Raw genomic sequence first — 17352 nt, 5'->3', positions numbered from 1 at the left:
GCGTTGGGTCCGGGCCGGTCAAGCGGCGACGAGCTCCCGCGGCCGGGCTTCTTCGGCGACCATCATGCCCGCTTCCTTGGCGCTCACGCCGGCGACCAGCATGATCACCGCGAACGAGCCCACGAAGATGACCGTGCTCAGCCACACCATCGTGGCCACCGGCAGGGTGAAGGCCCCGATCACGCGGGCCGCGCTCTCCAGCACGAACCCGACACCCCAGATGTAGCTGGTGCGGCGGACGACGGTGCCGAACCGGCGGTTGCCCTGCAGGCGTTCCCAGGCCTCTTCGTGGTCGGCTTGGCCGTGGGTGAGGAACGGGCGCAGGGCCTTGGTCATGATCGGCTGGGCGGTGAACGCGGAGATCAGGATGACGAGCCCGGTGATGCCGCTGCCGAGCGAGTCCTTGGCGATCATCATCCGGGCGTCGCCGGAGACGAAGGTCAGCAGCATGCCGACGACGTTGGTCACGAGGACGACGAGGGCGAGGCCGTTGATCGTCCGGTTCTTGGCGAACTGGTAGAGGGTCCGGGCGAGCGGGAACACCCCGGCGAGGGCGAGCGCGGTGAAGTCGCTCGCGCCGAGCGAGTGGAGTCCGTAGTAGACCCCGATCGGCACGGCGATGTCGATGGCGAGGGACTTGAGCGGGGCGCTTGCGGGCTGGTTCGTCGTCATGGGAAGAGCTTGTCGCGGCGGAGGGCTCGGGGAGGATGCCGTCCGCCACGACTTCGGGCTGACAGATGTCACGGTCGGCCTCACGATCCGCGCCGCTGAACGGGAACGTCCTGCAGAGCGCCTCGGCGTACACAGTGTTCGTCGTGGCGATGGTCCAGGTCGTGGCGGCGGTACTGGCGTGGCACCCGGGTGGCGGCCCGGCCGATCCTTTACGCCGTGGTGTTCCTCGGGCTCGTGTCGGCGCAGGTGGCGCTGGGAATCCGCGGAGCTGCTCGGATTCGCGCCGGAACAGTTCGCGATGTCCGGATTTCGAGGAAGGTCGGACGCAAACGGTTGAGCACACCCGCCTGGTGGGTAAGTCACCCGATAGCGGGGTAACGCCCGTTCGGGGTAGGCGGCGGTCCGCCGGGATGATCACCCCACCGTCGGGGCGGTGGTGGTCGAAGGTCGTCTCGGCAGGCCGCCGCCTCTGTGTCCACCGTCGCCGGTCGGCGCTGCGGCCTCGCGCGCACTGAGCACATCAGCCACAAGCACGTCCACCCTGCTTCACGTAAAAGTGTAACTTCCGGGAACGCTCTTGCGTCTCGAGGGGGATCAGGCCCAAGATCGAGATGCAGGAGATTTCAGTCGAAATGTGTCCGGGTGAAATTACCCGACTCCTGGCTCTTGTCGAGCCGGACTTCAATTGTCGAGGGAGATCGACATGCAGGAACGACGCCGGGTCAAGCCGGGTGTAATCTGGTTGCTCCAGAACAAGGCGTCCGAAAAATATCTGCACGTGCCGGGTGGCGTGACGGGTTCAAGCCGGTTGATACAGTGGCCCGATGACCGCGCCCCGAACAGTCGATGGCACATCATGCCGGTCAGTCCCGGCGACACCGACACGGCCTATTGGATCGTCGGGGCCCGGTCCGGGCTGCCGGTGTCTCCATACGACGGTAGCGCCAACGATGGCGATATCGAACAGGGGCAGCGCTACACCCTCAACTCGCAATGGGAATTCATCCCGTATTCCGACGACCACGTGATCGTCCAGAGCGTGGGTAGCAGGAAGTGTCTCACCACCAAGGCGTACGACGACAACATCCAGCAGTGGGGGTTCGAGAACTCCACCAATTCGAAGGACCACCGTCTGTGGCGACTCGTCAAATACCGCGAGGTGTCCGATTTCAAGATGCCGGACGGCTATGGCGGAAAACCTCCCGAAATCGGCTCGCCGCCTAAGCCGAGCGACACTGCGCAAACGCCGGAAAGTACCACGGAGGTGCTCGTCGCCAGCGCTCTGCTGCCGCTGATGGCGGTCCAGGACGACAACAGCCGAGAATGGCAAGCCGAGAATTGCCCATACTATGTGCTGGAGCGATGGGGGTACTGGAAGCTTTCCCTTTACGTCGGTGCGCCAACGAGCCAGGAACGCGTGAGCAAGGTTACCTTCGGCCTGACCACCAAGAACTCCCGGCAGGTCAGTGAGAAGACCGGAATATCGGTGACAGCTGAATGCGGATTCGCGTTGAATGGGTTTTCGGCCAGTCTCAAGAGTACCTTCGAAAAAGAGATCGGCGTCACCACGGTCAGCGAGGAGGGCAAGAACTTCGAGTCGACTGTGGAAGTGTCGCGCAAGCTCGACTCGAGTACCGGTCGAAAGCTGGCGGTGTGGCACCGGGGTGACCACTACATCGTCAAGCGCCTGGGCGGCCGCGGAACCAAGGTGGTGGAATGGCGGACGCTCAAGAGCAACATCGAGGAAACCACGATTCTGCGGTAGTACCAGTACGTTGGGTGCCGTCCGCCGGAGCCAGCCGACTGTCCACCCGCGTGCTGATCTCCGTGCTCAGCCGCCCGAATGCATGTCTTCCGCCTCGGGGACGCAGTCGTCGTCCGGGTCGTCGAGCCAGCCGTGTGGCAGCGTGACCTTGCCCGGGGAGCCCTGGCGGCCGCGCGGGCCCGTCGCCGCCTCCGGGAAGGGCGCGTCGTGGTCGAGCTGGGCGATCAGGTCGTCGAGCTGGTCCATCGACGAGAGCATCGCGAAGCCGCGGCGGAGTTCGGAGCCGACCGGGAAGCCCATCAGGTACCAGGCCATGTGCTTGCGGATGTCGCGCATGGCCTTGTCGTGGCCGTCGTGCTCGATGAGCAGTTCGGTGTGGCGGCGCAGGACCTTCGCGACCTCGCCGAGGGTGGGCGGGGTGGGGATTTCGGTCCCCTTGAAGGCGGCTTCGAGCTCGCCGAACAGCCAGGGCCGGCCGAGGCAGCCGCGGCCGACCACGACGCCGTCGCAACCGGTCTCGGCGACCATGCGCAGGGCGTCGTCGGCGCTGAAGATGTCGCCGTTGCCGAGCACCGGGATGCTGGTGACGGCTTGTTTCAGCTCAGCGATCTTGGTCCAGTCGGCCTGGCCGGAGTAGCGCTGGGCGGCGGTCCGGGCGTGCAGGCTGACCGCGGCGGCGCCCTCGGCTTCGGCGATCCGGCCGGCGTCGAGGAAGGTGCGGTGGTCGTCGTCGATGCCGATCCGGAACTTCACCGTGAACGGCGTGTCCCCGGCGGCCTTCGCGGACTCGCGCACGATGGCTTCGAACAGCTTCCGCTTGAACGGCAGTGCCGCCCCGCCGCCCTTGCGCGTCACCTTCGCGACCGGGCAGCCGAAGTTGGAGTCGATGTGGTCGGCGAGGCCTTCGCCGACGATGATCCGGACGGCTTCGGCCATGGTCTTGGGGTCGACGCCGTAGAGCTGCATGGACCTGGGCTTTTCGTGCTCGCCGAAGGTCATCATGTGCATGGTGCCGGGGTGCCGTTCGACGACGGCGCGGGCGGTGATCATTTCGCACACGTAGATGCCGGCGCCGTACTCGGCGCACAGCTGCCGGAAGGCGACGTTGGTGATGCCGGCCATGGGGGCGAGCACGACCGGGGGATCGACCTCGTAGGGGCCGATCTTCAGGGCGGGCTTGCTCAGCGTGGCGGTCACGTCCTCCATTGTCGCCTGTGGTGTCGATCACGCCCGCTCGGGCTCACTTGTCCCAGACCGTGACGTCTCCCGTGACGCCTCCGTCGATGCGGTCGCTCACCCCGGTGACGTCGATCCGGAACACCCGGCCCTCCGGTGTCCGGCCGCACACGTGGGTGCCCTTCTCGATGCCGCTGAGGTACTCGGCGCCCCGCTCGTCGACCGCCGAGGTGCAGCCCGTGCGGTCCGGGGTGCCGCTGCTCGTCCACGCCGCCAGCTTTCCGGCGTCGTGGTAGCTCTCGAACACGCCTCCGGTGCCGCCCACGATGTACGTGTCGCCCGTGCGCTTCGGCGGGTTCAAGTCCAGGTTGAAGCGGCCGAACTCGAGGTGGCCCTGGAAGTACACGGTCGCCGCGGCGGCTGCCGTGGTGGCCGCGGCCGGAGACTGCGGCGCGCTGGAGGCCGAGGTGGAGCTGCCGGCCGGCGGATCGTCGCCCTTGAACAGCCCCCCGAAGTCGGCGATCCCGGTCAGCAGCGCGCCGAGCGCGCCCATCAGCGCGACGGCTCCCGCTACGCACCCGGCCTTCTTCCCGTCCGCCATCCCACTTCCCCTCCGCACGGTGACCGCTTCGACACTCTAGACAGATAGGGGGTTCGGCGTATCACGAACGAGCCCCTCCGCCGCGACCAGGACGTGACCCGGGATTGAGTAGTGCTACGGATCCGCAGGTGGACGCCGGTGCGTGACCCTGTCCGGTATGACCACCGAAGCAGATGTGCTCCTCCGGCTCGCCGGCGAGATCGACGACCTGGGGCGTCGTCTCGCGCTGGTGGGTTCCGAACTGCGGACCGTCCGGGACGAGCAGCCCGAGCAGCCCGAGCAGGCAGAACAGCCGAAGCAGGCACCTCAACCGGCCCCTGAGCCGCCACCCCAAGCGCAGCCGCAGCCGCAGCCGCAGCCCCAACCGCAGCCCCAACCCCAACCCCAGCCCCAACCCCAACCGCAGCCCCGGCCGATGCGGCCGGAGTCGATCCCGTGGCCGCAGTACCAGTGGCAGCCGCCGCCCCCGGGACAGTACGTCCCGCAGCAGCAGCCGTACGCCCCGGCGCCTTACCTGCCGGTTCCGCGGCAGACGTTGGGCCAGAAGCTCGGCAAGGAAGGCGCCGGCAGCCGCGTGCTCGCCTGGGTCGGCGGGGCCGTGACGCTGCTCGGCGTCGTCCTGCTGCTCGTGCTGGCCGTGCAGCGGGGCTGGCTCGGGCCGCTGCCGCGGGTGCTCGTCGGCGCCGGGTTCGGGCTGGCGCTGACCGGCACCGGCGTGTGGCTGCACCGCAAGCCCGCCGGCCGCACCGGGGCGTTCGCGCTGGCCGCCACCGGCATCGCGACGCTCTACCTGGACGTCGTCGCCGCGACCACGCTGTACGAATTCCTGCCGGTGCTCGCCGGGCTCGCCGCCGGGCTGGCGGTCGCCGTCGGCGGGCTGCTCGTGGCCGTGCGCTGGGAGTCGCCGCTGCTGGCCACAGCCGTCGTCGTCGGCTGCGTCGTCTGCGCGCCGATGACCGTCCGCGGGTTCACCCCCGAACTGGTCACCTTCCTGCTGATGGTGCAGCTCGCGGCGGCGCCGGTGCAGCTGCGCCGCGACTGGTCGTCGCTGACGCTCGCCGCCGGTGTCCCGCCGCTGCTCGCTTCCGTGATCAGCACGGCGGTGCTCGGCGGGGGCGGCAGCTGGGCGAACACCGCCGCGGCCGGCGGCGCCGGGATCGCGGGCGTCGCGCTCGCGCTGATCGTCCTGCGCCGCCGTGAGAACGACCCCGCGGCGCTGTCGGTGCTGGCGACCGCCGTGCTGCCGACGCTCGTCGCGGCGGCGCTGCTGCCGAAGGCGCAGGCGGTGCCGATCACGGCCGGGGCGGGCGCGCTGCTGCTCGCCGTCTGGGCGGCGCGCCGCTGGTGGCTGGGGTTCGCCGGGCACGTGGCCGGGCTGGCCGGGTTGCTGGCGGTCCTGCAGGCGACGGTCACCCAGTTCGACGGCCCGGCGCGCGCCGGGGTGCTGCTCGGCGAGGCGCTGCTGCTGGTCGTGGCCGCGGTGGGCGGCCGCAACCGGGTCGCGCTCGGCGCCTCGCTCGGGTTCGCCGCGATCGGCGGCCTGATCGGCGTGGTCTTCGACGTCACGCCCGCGCTGCTGATCGTGCCCCGCACCCGCTCGGCCGCCGACCTGGCCGGCGCGCTCGCGGTCGCCGCGCTGATCCTCGCCGTGTCGGTCGCGCTGCCGTGGGCCGCGGCCCGGCTGGCCGTGTTCCGCGGCCCGGCCGACGACCTGCCGATCTGGCTCCTAGCCGGGGTTTCGGCGCTGTACGGCGCCGCCGGGGTCGTGCTGTGCGGGGCGCTGCTGGCGGTCCCCGGCCGGTCGGGCTTCCTCGTCGGCCACGCGCTGATCACGGTGTCCTGGACGATCGCGGCGCTCGTGCTGCTCCTGCGCGGGATCGACGTCGTCGCGCTGCGGGTGACCGGGCTGATCCTGGTCGGTGCCGCGGTGCTCAAGCTGGTGCTGTTCGACCTGGCGGCGCTCGACGGACTGGCCAGGGTCGGCGCGTTCCTCGGCGCGGGCCTGGTGCTGCTGGCGGCCGGGACGCGGTACGCGCGACGGGTGGCGTCGCGCTAGCGAGGGAAGAAATTGCCGGTGCCCCGTGGTTACCTGGATCACCAGTCCGACGACCAGGGGGCACCGACATGGCCGCACCGAAGCTCGCCGACCGAGCCGGCGAATCGATCGCGTGGCTGACCACCGTCACGCCGAAGGGGCGGCCCGCACCGCGGCCCGTGTGGTTCGTCCTCGACGGCGACGACATCGTGCTGTTCAGCGAGCCCGGCACCGCGAAGCTCCGGCACATCGAGGCGAACCCCGACGTGAGCTTGCACTTCAACAGCGACGAGCACGGCGGCTCGATCCTCGTCGTCAACGGAAAAGCGCACGTAGAGGCGGGTAAGCCCTCGGAGGCGCCCGGGTACCTGGACAAGTACGGCTCCCACTACGCGGGGATCGGCTTGACCTCGGAAGAGTTCGACGCCAAGTACTCCGTCCGCATCCGCGTGGTGCCCGAGCGCTCGTGGGGGTTCTGACGCGGACGGTCCAGTCCACTTCGGACAGTAGCTGACCGAAGTTCGTGGGAAAGTCACGGATCTCCCAGCCGGTAGCCGGTCCATTCGCCCGTTATTGTGCATTCGTGCCCGAACACACCGGCGAAACCCGCAACGAACAGCTCACGCGCAACGTCGGCGAGCTGCTGCAAGAGCTGCGTGTCGCGCAGGCCGGCGTGCAGATCCTCTTCGGCTTCCTGCTGTCGGTCGTGTTCACCGACCGGTTCCACGACGCCAGCGGGTTCGAGAAGTCGCTGCACCTGTCCGCGGTGGCGCTCGCGGTGGCGGCCACGGCGCTGCTGACCGCGCCCGCGGCGTGGCACCGGCTGCTCTTCCGCACGGGCAGCCGGGAGCGGATCCTGACCGCCGGCAACCGGCTCGTGCTGGTCGGGCTGGTCTGCCTGGCGCTGGCGATCACCTCGACGGTCGCGCTGATCGCGAAGGTCGTCTACGGCTGGATCGCCATGGTCATCATGGCCGTGCTGTGCCTGCTGATCTTCGGGATCCTCTGGTTCGTCATGCCGATGCGGCTGCACCCGGCCAACGGCACTCAGCCGACGGGGCCGCCCAAGTAGCGGGTGTCTTCCTGGACGAAGCAGAGCGGGTTGCCGAAGGGGTCGTCGGCGTAGAAGGAGCGTTCGCCCCAGAACTGGGTCTCGATGGCGTCGTCGACCCAGCGCGGCCCGGCGGCGCGGACCCGCTCGAAGGTCTCGTCGACGTCGTCGACCGCGAGGTAGACGATCCGCGGGTCCCGCTGCGGCCGCGGCTCCCGGTGGTCGAGCGGGGCTTCGACGCAGGCCAGCACCACGCCGCCGCAGGTGAAGTAGTGCCGGTTGACCGCGATCCGTTCGCCGGGGTGGCCGAGGACGTGCCCGTAGAACGCGACCGCCGTTTCGATGTCGTCGACGGGCTGGATCAGCCGGAAGACCCGCGGGCCGCTCATGCGGGCACAGTACCGCTGTTCATTTCCCGTTCGGCAGCAGTTGCCGGGACGGTCGGAAGCCGCCCGTAGCTTCCGGCTCGTGACTGATACTTCTCGCCGGAGATTCCTCCTCGGCGCACCGGCGGTCGCCGCCGCGGCGACCCTGCCCACCGTCCTCGGCGCGCCGGCCGCCGAAGCGCGGGGCCACCACCGCCCCGACCCGGAAGATCCGCGTTTCACGCTCGTGGTCATGCCGGACACGCAGTACCTGTTCGACGAGGACCGCGGCGACGCGGCCCCGGTGGACGCCTCGCTGCGGTACGTCCTGGACGAAGCGGACGACAACGTTGTCTTCCTCGCCCACCTCGGTGATCTCACCCAGAACGGCCGGGCGGACGAGTTCGCCCGCATCAGCCGGTCGTTCCAGGCGCTCGACCGCCGCCGGTTCCCGTACAGCACCCTCGCGGGCAACCACGACATCGACGGTTCGAAGGACGACCAGCGCGGCCCCTCGCCGTACCTCGACGCGTTCGGTCCGCAGCGCCGGCGCACCTCGCCGACGTTCCGCGGCGCGTCGAAGGACGGCTACAACAGCTACCACGTCTTCCGCGGCGGCGGCCGGGAGTGGCTGCTGCTCGCCCTCGACTGGCGGCCCTCGGCGGGTGGCTTGCACTGGGCGAAGCAGGTTCTCGCGCAGCACCCGACGCTGCCGGCGATCCTCGCCATCCACGAGCTGGTCTGGGCCGACGACGCCGGTCAGGCCCAGTTCTCGACGTTCGGCGAGCACGTCTGGCAGGAACTGGTGCAGGGCAACGACCAGATCTTCCTCACGCTCAACGGGCACTACTGGCCGACCGGGCGCACCGTCCGGAAGAACGCCGCCGGCCACGACGTGCACGTCCACCTCGCCAATTACCAGGACCGCTACTACGGCGGCAGCGCAATGGTCCGGCTCTACCAGTTCGACCTCGCCCGGGGTGTGATCGACGTCCGGACGTTCTCGCCGTGGCTCGCCGCGCAGGACCACCTGAGCGAGCTGCAGCAGGTCGAGGTCGAGCGAAGCGGCTCCGACGACTACTTCAGCCTGGAGATCGACTTCGCCGAGCGGTTCAAGGGCTTCGCGCCGGTGCCGGTGCCGCCCGGGCGGCCGGCCAAGCAGCTGCTGGTGCCGGGCACCGTCGCCTACTGGCGCTTCGAAGGCGGCCAGGACGGCAAGCCGGTGCCGGACGCCGTCGTCGTGCTAGACCAGACCGGCCACGGCAACGACCTCACCCGCGTCACCGCGCCCGGGAGCGGGCCGGACGCGTTGAAGTACTCGAGCGAGTTCTCGCCACGGCAGCCGTCGCGGGCGAGCCTGCGGTTCGACGGCAGCCGGGACCCCAGCCGCGGTGCCTACCTGCGCACGGTCGACGCGGCGCCGATGAACCGGCTGGAGTTCGAGCGCGGGTACACCGTCGAGGCGTTCTTCCGGCTGCCCGCGAACTTCAAGGACGGCCACCACGGCTGGTGCGGGCTGTTCGCCCGGCAGGGCAGCGGGGCCGCCGCCGGCAAGACCGGCGACGACCCGCAGGAGTCCGCGGCCACACTGTCCCTTTCGGACGGTGGCGAGCTGCAGTGGGCGGTGTACCCGCTCAACCAGAACCGGACCTCGACGAACTGGGGGCACGAGCTGCCGGTGGAGAAGTGGTGGCACGTCGCCGTGGTCAACGACGGCCGGCGCACGACCATGTACGTCGACGGCTGCCCGGTGGTGCGGAACCCGGCCACGCCCGCCGTCGGGCTCGCCGATCCGGGCGGGCCGTGGCTGGTCGGTGCGTCGTCCTACGCGGGGAAGGTCGACCGGAGTTTCGCCGGGCTGCTGGGTGACGTGCGGGTGGTCGACCGGCCGCTGAACCCGCGCGAGTTCATGCTGGCCTGAGGCCCTTGACAGCGGGTGGACAATAAAAAATCGGCGTGCTCTCCAGAATAAAGAGGAGAACTCGCCGAACCTGATAAGAGTCTAACCGCTGTGAGGGGAACTTGTCAAACCAGGGGTACGACGAGGAATTGCGGGAAGAACGGGCCTACGTCGCCGCGCTGTACGAGCGGCTCGATCGGGAGCGCGCGGCGGCGCAGGCCCGGTACCACGGCGCTCTCGGGCAAACCGGGCTGACGCCGGGGGAACGGGAGATCGACGTCCGGTGCCGGTCGCGGGAGGCGGCCCGGCTGGACGTCGCCGACAACGGGCTTTGTTTCGGCCGGTTGGACGCCGTTTCCGGCGAAACCAGCTACATCGGCCGGGTCGGGCTCTTCGACGCGGAAAACGACTACGAACCATTCCTGCTGGATTGGCGGGCGCCGGCGGCGCGGCCGTTCTACGTCGCCACCGCGGCGACGCCGGAAAACATGCGCCGCCGCCGTCAGTTCCACACGATGGGCCGGCGGGTCCTCGATTTCAGCGATGAAGTCCTGGGACGGCCAGGAGGTACCGAACGCGGGGACGCGGCCCTCCTCGCGGCCGTCAACGCGCCCCGGGGCGAGGGCATGCGGGACATCGTCGCGACGATCCAGGCCGAGCAGGACGAGATCATCCGCCTCGGCCACGCGGGGGTGCTGGTGGTCGAGGGCGGGCCCGGCACGGGCAAGACGGCCGTCGCTTTGCACCGGGTGGCGTACCTGCTCTACACCCGGCGCGAGCGGATGGCGCGCAGCGGCGTCCTCGTGGTCGGGCCGAGCCCGTTGTTCCTCGAGCACATCGGCCGCGTGCTGCCGTCGCTCGGCGAGTCGGACGTCGTCTTCCTGACCACCGGCGACCTCGTGCCGGGGCTGCGCGTCACCGCCGAGGACGCACCGGAGGTGGCGCGGATCAAGGGATCGCCGAAGATCCTGGACGTCCTCGCCGCCGCGGTCGCCGACCGCCAGCAGGTGCCCGGCGAACCGGTGCCGGTCGAGCTGGGCGACGTCACGGTGGCGCTCGACGCGGACCTCGCGGCCGAGGCCCGGCTCGAAGCGCGCCGGTCCGGGCGGCCGCACAACGAAGTCCGCGCGGTCTTCCGCGAGCACGCCGTCGCGCTCGTCGCCGAGCGGGTCGTGGCGAAGATCGGCGAAGGCTGGCTGGCGCGGGAGGACCGCGGGCTGTGGGCGGACCTCCGCGCCGACGTCCTCGACGAGCTCGCGGAGCACGAGGCGCTCGACGCCGCACTCGATGCGCTGTGGCCGTACCTGACACCGGAGACCGTGCTGGCGCCGCTGTACACGTCCCGGCGGCGGCTCGCGGCCGCCGGGGCCGATCCGGCGTTGTTGCGCGCGGACGGCACCGCCTGGACCGTGTCGGACGTGCCGTTGCTCGACGAGCTGGTCGACCTGCTCGGCCGGGACGACGCCGCCGAGCGCGCCGCCGCGCGCCGGCGGGCGGAGGAGGAAGCCGAGTACGCCTCCGGCGTCATGGAGCTGATGAAACTGGACCGCGAGGAGCTGGACGAGGACGTCCAGCTGGTCGCGGAGAACCTGCTCGACGCCGAAGACCTGGCCGGCCGGTTCGCCGAGCGCGACACCCGCGACCTCGCCGAGCGGGCGGCCGCGGACCGCGACTGGACGTACGGGCACGTCGTCGTCGACGAGGCCCAGGAACTGTCCGAAATGGACTGGCGGGTGCTGATGCGGCGGTGCCCCAGCCGCTCGTTCACGATCGTCGGCGACCTCGCGCAGCGCCGCTCGGCGGCCGGGGCGACGGCGTGGGCTCCGGTTCTCGCACCCTACGTCGGCGACCGCTGGCTGTACCGCGAGCTGACCGTGAACTACCGGACCCCGGCGGAGATCATGACCGTCGCGGGCACGCTGCTGACGCGGTTCGCGCCGGACGCGCGGCCGCCGGAATCGGTGCGTGCGGCCGGGGTCCGGCCGTGGTCCAGACGAGTGACGGACGACGAGCTGCCGGACGCCATCGAGGACTTCGTCCGCGACGAGGCCGGCCGCGAAGGCACCAGCGTCGTGATCGGTCCGCCGGGCGTGCCGGGCACGATCCCGCCGTCGGCCACCAAGGGCCTGGAGTTCGACGCCGTCCTCGTCGTCGAGCCGGAGCGGATCCTGGCCGCGGGGCCCCGCGGCGCGGCCGAGCTCTACGTCGCGCTCACGCGCGCCACGCAGCGCCTCGGGGTGCTGCACCGGGATCCGCTCCCGGCGGAGCTGACCGGCCTCGCCGAGGCCGGGGTGCCCGCGCGGTCCGGGCACCGGCGATTCCAGTAGCGGACGGGGGTGGCGGGCGGCGACGCCCGTCATCCCCGGCCCCTAGGCCGTGAGCCGGCCCCAGGAGTAGTTCTGCTTGGCCAGCTTCAGGTACACGAACAGCTCCGTCCCGGACACGCCCGGGATCTTCCGGATCTCTTCGCCGAGCACGTCGAGCAGGTGGTCGTCGTCCCGGCAGACCAGCTCGGCCAGCAGGTCGTAGCGACCGGCGCACAGCACGACGTAGTGCACGTGCGTCAGCTCGGACAGCTTGTCCGCGACTTCACGGGGATCGACGCCGTCGACGCTGATGCCGACCATGGCCTGCCGCGTCAGATCCACGTTGGCGGGGTCGGTCACCGCGACGATCTGCATCAGGTCGTCGCGCAGCAGCCGCTGCACGCGCTGGCGGACCGCTCCCTCCGAAAGCCCGACCGCCTTGGCGAGCGCGGTGAACGAAGCCCGGCCGTCCTGCTGGAGCAGGGCGATCAGAGATCTGTCCGTATTGTCCAGTGCGCGCGCACGTGTTTCGTCACCCATGCCGTCCCTCCCTGTGTTTCGGCATGTGATTTGTCAAGTGCGCAGCGTATCGAGACCTGCGGAGAAAGCGAGCCCTCCGCGCCAGCTTCGCGCGATTCGACGTGCACGCCGTGCTCAGCCGAGGAATCGGTGGCCAGAGGCGAAACTGACAAGGCTTTCCGAGGCGGTTTTGTGCGCCCGCGCACAGCTGGCCGCGCTCACCGCCCGGCGCCGGGTACCGTCTGGCGGCTCTCTCGTACCGGCAACCCCAGGAGGACCCACGCATGTCGGAGGCCGTGGCGCTCGGCGTCGCCCCCGCCGTTCCCGCGAAGGGGCTGCGTGGCGGCGCGCTGGGCATGGTGTCGTCGATGGTCATCGGGATGTCGTCGACCGCGCCGGCGTACTCCATCGCGGCCACGCTCGGGCTGATCGTGCTGGCCGGCACCGGGTTCCAGGCGGCCGCGTTCGTCCTGCTGTCGTTCGTGCCGGTGCTGTTCGTCGCCGTCGCCTTCCGCGAGCTGAACACCGCGGAACCCGACTGCGGCACCAACTTCACCTGGGCGGCCCGCGCGTTCGGCCCGCACGCCGGGTGGTTCACCGGCTGGGTCGTCACGGTCGCGCAGCTGCTGGTGATGAGCAGCCAGTCGGCGCTCACCGGGCGGTACACGCTGCTGCTGTTCGGTGCGTCCGGCGCGGCGGACAACCGGTGGGTGACGACGGCGATCGGCGCCGGCTGGCTGCTGGTGCTGTGCTGGCTCTGCTACCGCGGGATCGAGGTGTCCGCGCGGGCGCAGTGGATCCTGCTCGGCGTGGAACTCGCCGTCCTGGTGCTCTTCTCGGCCGTCGCGCTGGTCCGCGTCTTCGACGGCACAGCCGGTCCGCAGGCGTCGGTGCCGCAGCTCGGCTGGTTGTGGCCGGGCGGGGTTTCCACCGGGACGGCGGTTTCGGCGGTGCTGCTGGCCGTGTTCATCTACTGGGGCTGGGAAAGCTCGCTGTCGGTCAACGAGGAGTCCGCCGACCCGCGCCGCGCGCCCGGGCGGGCCGCGGTGCTTTCGACCGTGTTGCTGGTGCTGAACTACCTGCTCGTGACGGTCGCCGCGCTCGCCTTCGCGGGGGTCGGCACCGAAGGGATCGGCCTGGCCAACGAGGCCAACTCCGAGGACGTCCTGGCCGGCCTGGGCGGCGCGGTGTTCGGCGACGGCACCGGCGGCAAGGTGCTGGGCGTGCTGCTGATCGTTTCGGTGCTCACCAGCGGCGCAGCCACCAGCCAGGCGACGATCATGCCGGCGGCACGCACGACGTTGTCCATGGCCAGCTACGGCGCCCTGCCGCGCGTCTTCAGGCGGGTGCACCCCCGGTTCCGGACGCCTTCGGTGGCCACCTGGGCGTTCGGGCTGGTCTCGCTGGCCCTGTACGTGCTCCTCGCGCTGGTCAGCGGCAACGTGCTGGCGGACTCGGTCGACGCCGTCGGGCTGACCATCGCCATCGAGTACACGATGACGGCGCTGGCCTGCGTCTGGGTGTTCCGCCGGACGCTCTTCGCGAGCGTGCGCAACTTCGTGCTGCGCGGGCTGTTGCCGTTCACCGGCGGCGTGTTCTTCCTCGCGGTGCTGGTGTTCGCGCTGATCGAGTACGCGCGGCCGGACGCGGGCGAGACGACGGTGTTCGGCATCGGCGGCGTCGCGGTGATCGGCGTGGTGTCGATCGTGCTCGGAGTGCCGTTGATGTTCGCGGTCCACCGCGCCTGCCGCGACTTCTTCGCCGGCCGCCGCCTGCCGCGGGGCTTCGTCCCCCGTGGTGGCGACCGCATCGAGCCGGTCTAGCCGAGGTCGCGGCGGCTGAGGTCTTCCTCGGTCTCGCGGCGCACCAGCAGCGTCGCGACGCCGTCCTTGACGCCGATCAGCGGCGGCCGGCCGACCTGGTTGTAGTTCGAGGCCAGCGAGTGGTGGTAGGCACCGGTGCACGGTACGGCCAGGAGGTCACCGGCGTGGAGGTCGCCGGGGAGCGCGATGCCGTCGGCGAGGACGTCGCCGGATTCGCAGTGCCGGCCGACGATCGTCATCGGCGTGCGTGCGGCCTTCGAGCGCCGCCCGACGAGCCGGGTCGTGTACCGCGCGCCGTAGAGGGCCGGTCGCGCGTTGTCGCTCATGCCGCCGTCGACCGCGACGAACGTGCGGCTGCCGCGCTTGACCGCGCACACGCGGTACACCGTGATCCCGGCCGGCCCGACGATCGCCCGGCCCGGCTCGATCGTGAGGCGGGGCATCGGGAAGCCGTGCACCGCGCATTCGTAGGCGAGCGCCACCCGCAGGCGTCGCGAGTAGCCGCCGAGGTCGAACGCGGGCTCGCCGCCGACGTACCGCACCGCGTGCCCGCCGCCGAGATCGAGCTCCCGCAGCGTGACGCCGTGGGTGTCGCGGATCCGGACGAGCACCTCGGCCATCCGCCGCGCGGCCGCCTCGTACCGGTCGACCCGCGTCACCTGCGAGCCGATGTGGCAGTGCAGCCCGGCCAGCCGCAGCCCGGGCTGGGCGAGGACGGCCGTGGCCGCCGCGTCGACGTTGTCGGGCACCCCGGCGAGCAGCGAGAAGCCGAACTTCTGGCCCTCGGTGCCGGTGCTGATGGCCGCGTGCGCCCCGGCCGCGACGCCCGGTGTCACCCGGATCATCACCTGCTGCGCGCCGTGGGTGAGCGCGCCGAGCTGTTCGATCTCGTCGAGGGAGTCGACCACGATTCGCCGGACGCCGTAGCCGAGCGCGGCCTTGAGGTCCTCGGGCGTCTTCGCGTTGCCGTGCAGCAGCATGCGCTCCGCGGGGAAGTCGACCGAGCGCGCGACGGCGATCTCACCGGCGGAGCAGGTGTCGAGCGACAACCCCTCTTCGGCGACCCAACGCAGTACGGCCCGCGTGCACAACGCCTTGCTCGCGTACGCGACTTCGACGTCCGGCAGCGCGCGACGATACTCGCGCGCGGTTTCGCGGACCTGCTGTTCGTCGATGAGGTACGACGGCGTCCCGAAGCGGGCAGCGAGGTGACTGACCCGTGCGCCGGCGAAGAGCAGTTCGCCGTCTTCGCCGAGTCGGGTGCTTCGCGGCCAGACTCCTGGCTCGAGGTGGTCGGCGGCTTCGCAGCCGAGGCTGGGAAGGAGCTCGCTGAGCGTCACGGGGGCCTCCGGGCATCACTGCGGATCGGACTCCGTCAGGACACCCCTGCGGGCCGCGCGGGAGGCCACCCGTGAATGCCGTCCTTACGAGTGGCCCGCACCCGCTTACTCATCCTTAACGCGCGAGTAACTTAGCGCACATCCGCGCAGGTCAGCCGCTCTTGCCGGGAGTGGCCCCGCACACACAGCCCCGGTCGGCCGCCTGGCCGGCCCTCGTCGCGGCGCAGTAGCGGCGCGCGATGGCGTCGTGCGTGCCGAGCGGGTGCGGGCAGCTCGGGCATTGGGTGCCGGAGCGCGGCACCTCCGGCGCGTCGGGCACCGGGGCCGTCACGCTGCCACCTTCGCCGTCCGCAGGGGTTCGCTCACCGAGTGCAGGTGCTGCAGCACGTACCCGTACGAACGGGCCCAGCCGCACTGGGCGTAGGAAATGTCGTGCCGGGCGCAGAACTCCCGGACGATCACCTGCGCGTGCTTGAGGTTCGGCCGGGGCATGCTCGGGAACAGGTGGTGTTCGATCTGGTAGTTCAGCCCGCCGAGGGCGAAGTCGGTCACCGGGCCGCCGCGGATGTTGCGCGAGGTCAGCACCTGCTTGCGCAGGAAGTCGAGCTTGTGCCCGGCCGTCAGCATCTCCATGCCCTTGTGGTTGGGCGCGAACGAGCAGCCCATGTACAGCCCCCACAGGAACTGGTGCACCAGGATGAAGATGATGCCCGTCAGGGGCGAGAGCACGATGAACACCGCGGCGAGGTAGGCCACCAGGTGCGCGATCAGCAGCGCGGATTCCAGCTTGTGCTTGCGGACGTTCCCGGCCCACACCGCCTTGACGCTCGAGACGTGCAGGTTCAAGCCTTCGAGCAGCAGCAGCGGGAAGAACAGGAACGCCTGGTACTTCGCCATCCAGCGCAGGAAACCACGCTTCTGCGAGCTCTGCGCCTTGCTGAACGCGAGCGCGGCGATGTCGACGTCCGGGTCCTCGTCCTCGTGGTTGGGATTGGCGTGGTGGCGCGCGTGCGTGCCGATCCACCAGCCGTAGCTCAGCCCGGTGAGTCCACCGTGGACCAACCCGGTGGCGTCGTTCGCCTTGCGGCTGCTGAAGATCTGCTTGTGCCCGGCGTCGTGGCCGATGAACGCCAGCTGCGCGAACACCATCGCGAAGAACGCGGCGATGAACAGCTGCCACCACGAGTCGCCGAGGTAGACGAAGGCGACCCAGCCGCCGCCGAACGCGGCGAGGTTGAGCCCGATCCGCGCGGCGTAGTAGCGGCGTCGCCGACGCAGGAGCCCCGCCTCCTTGATCATCCGCGACAGCTCGGCGAAATCGCTGCCGGGCATCGCGGGAGTATCCGAAATTTGCGTGGAAGTCATCAACGCACCGCTCTGGGTAAGTCGTAAAGGCTTGTCCAGCAACGGTTTCCAGCCCTGACGGGGTCTGGGTCCGGTTCGGGAAAGGGCACTGGGGCCTGGTCGCGGTGGTACCGCGTCCTGGGCCCAGCCTCCCATCCCACCGGCGGAATGGCAATTCCGCTGGGAGAGGTGAAAGGGGTGTACAGTCGGCACCACGGGACGACCGGTCCGAAGCCGGTTCAGCCCCGCTGACAACGGGCCGGGTCAATCCCCGACCGGGCAGGAGTCCAGTCCGAGTGCCCTTCGAACCGCAGCCAGGCCGGCCGATGGCCGGCGAGCAGCCGCCCGCAGTCGCGTAGAGCGACAGCCCGAGGCGCCCAACAGGGTTGTGTCGATGGTGCGCTTCGATCAAGCCCTTGCCAACCGACGATCCGTCGGCGAGCTTGCGGTTCGCC

Annotated in this window: 15 protein-coding genes; 7 read left to right on the top strand and 8 right to left on the bottom strand. The window is 70.5% G+C overall.

Translation table 11 applies throughout. The features are described from left to right. Positions 1-18 precede the first annotated feature (18 nt). Entirely contained in the window at positions 19-672 is a 654-nt protein-coding gene (locus AB0M80_RS13275) for a VC0807 family protein (RefSeq protein WP_364563167.1), read from the bottom strand. Between the two features lie 703 nt (positions 673-1375). Here AB0M80_RS13275 and AB0M80_RS13270 point away from each other — a divergent pair. After that, positions 1376-2437, top strand: a complete 1062-nt coding sequence (locus tag AB0M80_RS13270; RefSeq protein WP_364563164.1) for an RICIN domain-containing protein — start codon at positions 1376-1378, stop codon at positions 2435-2437. A gap of 66 nt (positions 2438-2503) precedes the next feature. On the opposite strand, the gene dusB is transcribed toward AB0M80_RS13270, so the two are convergent. Together dusB and AB0M80_RS13260 are read right to left on the bottom strand one after the other, a co-directional pair. After that, positions 2504-3643 (bottom strand): tRNA dihydrouridine synthase DusB, encoded by a 1140-nt coding sequence (gene dusB / locus AB0M80_RS13265; RefSeq protein WP_364563161.1) that lies wholly within the window; start codon positions 3641-3643, stop codon positions 2504-2506. 34 nt (positions 3644-3677) lie between these two features. Further along, on the bottom strand, positions 3678-4214 hold the full coding sequence (locus tag AB0M80_RS13260; protein WP_364563159.1) for a hypothetical protein: 537 nt from the start codon (positions 4212-4214) through the stop codon (positions 3678-3680). 157 nt (positions 4215-4371) lie between these two features. Between AB0M80_RS13260 and AB0M80_RS13255 the strand changes: the two genes are divergently transcribed. The 3 genes from AB0M80_RS13255 to AB0M80_RS13245 all read left to right on the top strand — a co-directional run bounded on the left by AB0M80_RS13255 (position 4372) and on the right by AB0M80_RS13245 (position 7321). After that, positions 4372-6270 (top strand): DUF2339 domain-containing protein, encoded by a 1899-nt coding sequence (locus tag AB0M80_RS13255; RefSeq protein ID WP_364563156.1) that lies wholly within the window; start codon positions 4372-4374, stop codon positions 6268-6270. Positions 6271-6338: 68 nt separating this feature from the next. After that, positions 6339-6728, top strand: a complete 390-nt coding sequence (locus AB0M80_RS13250; RefSeq protein ID WP_364563153.1) for a TIGR03667 family PPOX class F420-dependent oxidoreductase — start codon at positions 6339-6341, stop codon at positions 6726-6728. Positions 6729-6832: 104 nt separating this feature from the next. Next, entirely contained in the window at positions 6833-7321 is a 489-nt protein-coding gene (locus AB0M80_RS13245; protein ID WP_364563150.1) for a DUF6328 family protein, read from the top strand. Here the strand turns inward: AB0M80_RS13245 and AB0M80_RS13240 are convergent. Further along, positions 7297-7689 (bottom strand): VOC family protein, encoded by a 393-nt coding sequence (locus tag AB0M80_RS13240; RefSeq protein WP_364563147.1) that lies wholly within the window; start codon positions 7687-7689, stop codon positions 7297-7299. The two genes, AB0M80_RS13245 and AB0M80_RS13240, sit on opposite strands and share 25 nt — an antisense overlap. A gap of 79 nt (positions 7690-7768) precedes the next feature. Here AB0M80_RS13240 and AB0M80_RS13235 point away from each other — a divergent pair, with 79 nt between their 5' ends. Together AB0M80_RS13235 and helR are read left to right on the top strand one after the other, a co-directional pair. After that, positions 7769-9586, top strand: a complete 1818-nt coding sequence (locus AB0M80_RS13235; RefSeq protein WP_364563144.1) for a LamG-like jellyroll fold domain-containing protein — start codon at positions 7769-7771, stop codon at positions 9584-9586. A 101-nt stretch (positions 9587-9687) separates the two neighbouring features. Then, positions 9688-11892, top strand: a complete 2205-nt coding sequence (gene helR, locus AB0M80_RS13230) for an RNA polymerase recycling motor ATPase HelR (RefSeq protein ID WP_364563141.1) — start codon at positions 9688-9690, stop codon at positions 11890-11892. A gap of 42 nt (positions 11893-11934) precedes the next feature. Here the strand turns inward: helR and AB0M80_RS13225 are convergent, their stop codons facing one another. Continuing rightward, a complete protein-coding gene (locus AB0M80_RS13225) occupies positions 11935-12411 on the bottom strand; it encodes an Lrp/AsnC family transcriptional regulator (protein ID WP_364563138.1) in 477 nt (158 codons plus the stop codon). Between the two features lie 263 nt (positions 12412-12674). Between AB0M80_RS13225 and AB0M80_RS13220 the strand changes: the two genes are divergently transcribed. Continuing rightward, positions 12675-14213: an APC family permease gene (locus AB0M80_RS13220; protein ID WP_364563135.1), complete on the top strand. Its 1539-nt coding sequence runs from the start codon at positions 12675-12677 to the stop codon at positions 14211-14213. Here the strand turns inward: AB0M80_RS13220 and lysA are convergent. The 3 genes from lysA to AB0M80_RS13205 all read right to left on the bottom strand — a co-directional run bounded on the left by lysA (position 14210) and on the right by AB0M80_RS13205 (position 16885). Beyond that, positions 14210-15553, bottom strand: a complete 1344-nt coding sequence (gene lysA, locus AB0M80_RS13215) for a diaminopimelate decarboxylase (RefSeq protein WP_364563132.1) — start codon at positions 15551-15553, stop codon at positions 14210-14212. The genes AB0M80_RS13220 and lysA overlap by 4 nt on opposite strands. A gap of 151 nt (positions 15554-15704) precedes the next feature. Beyond that, entirely contained in the window at positions 15705-15884 is a 180-nt protein-coding gene (locus AB0M80_RS13210) for an RGCVC family protein (RefSeq protein ID WP_364563129.1), read from the bottom strand. Continuing rightward, a complete protein-coding gene (locus AB0M80_RS13205; RefSeq protein ID WP_364563126.1) occupies positions 15881-16885 on the bottom strand; it encodes an acyl-CoA desaturase in 1005 nt (334 codons plus the stop codon). The genes AB0M80_RS13210 and AB0M80_RS13205 overlap by 4 nt, the downstream gene beginning before the upstream one ends. Positions 16886-17352 lie beyond the last annotated feature (467 nt).

The sequence above is a fragment of the Amycolatopsis sp. NPDC051045 genome (genome assembly GCF_040682955.1).
Taxonomy (GTDB): domain Bacteria; phylum Actinomycetota; class Actinomycetes; order Mycobacteriales; family Pseudonocardiaceae; genus Amycolatopsis.
The sequence above is the reverse complement of the archived record's forward strand: the minus strand, read 5'-3'. Positions and strand labels throughout refer to the sequence as shown.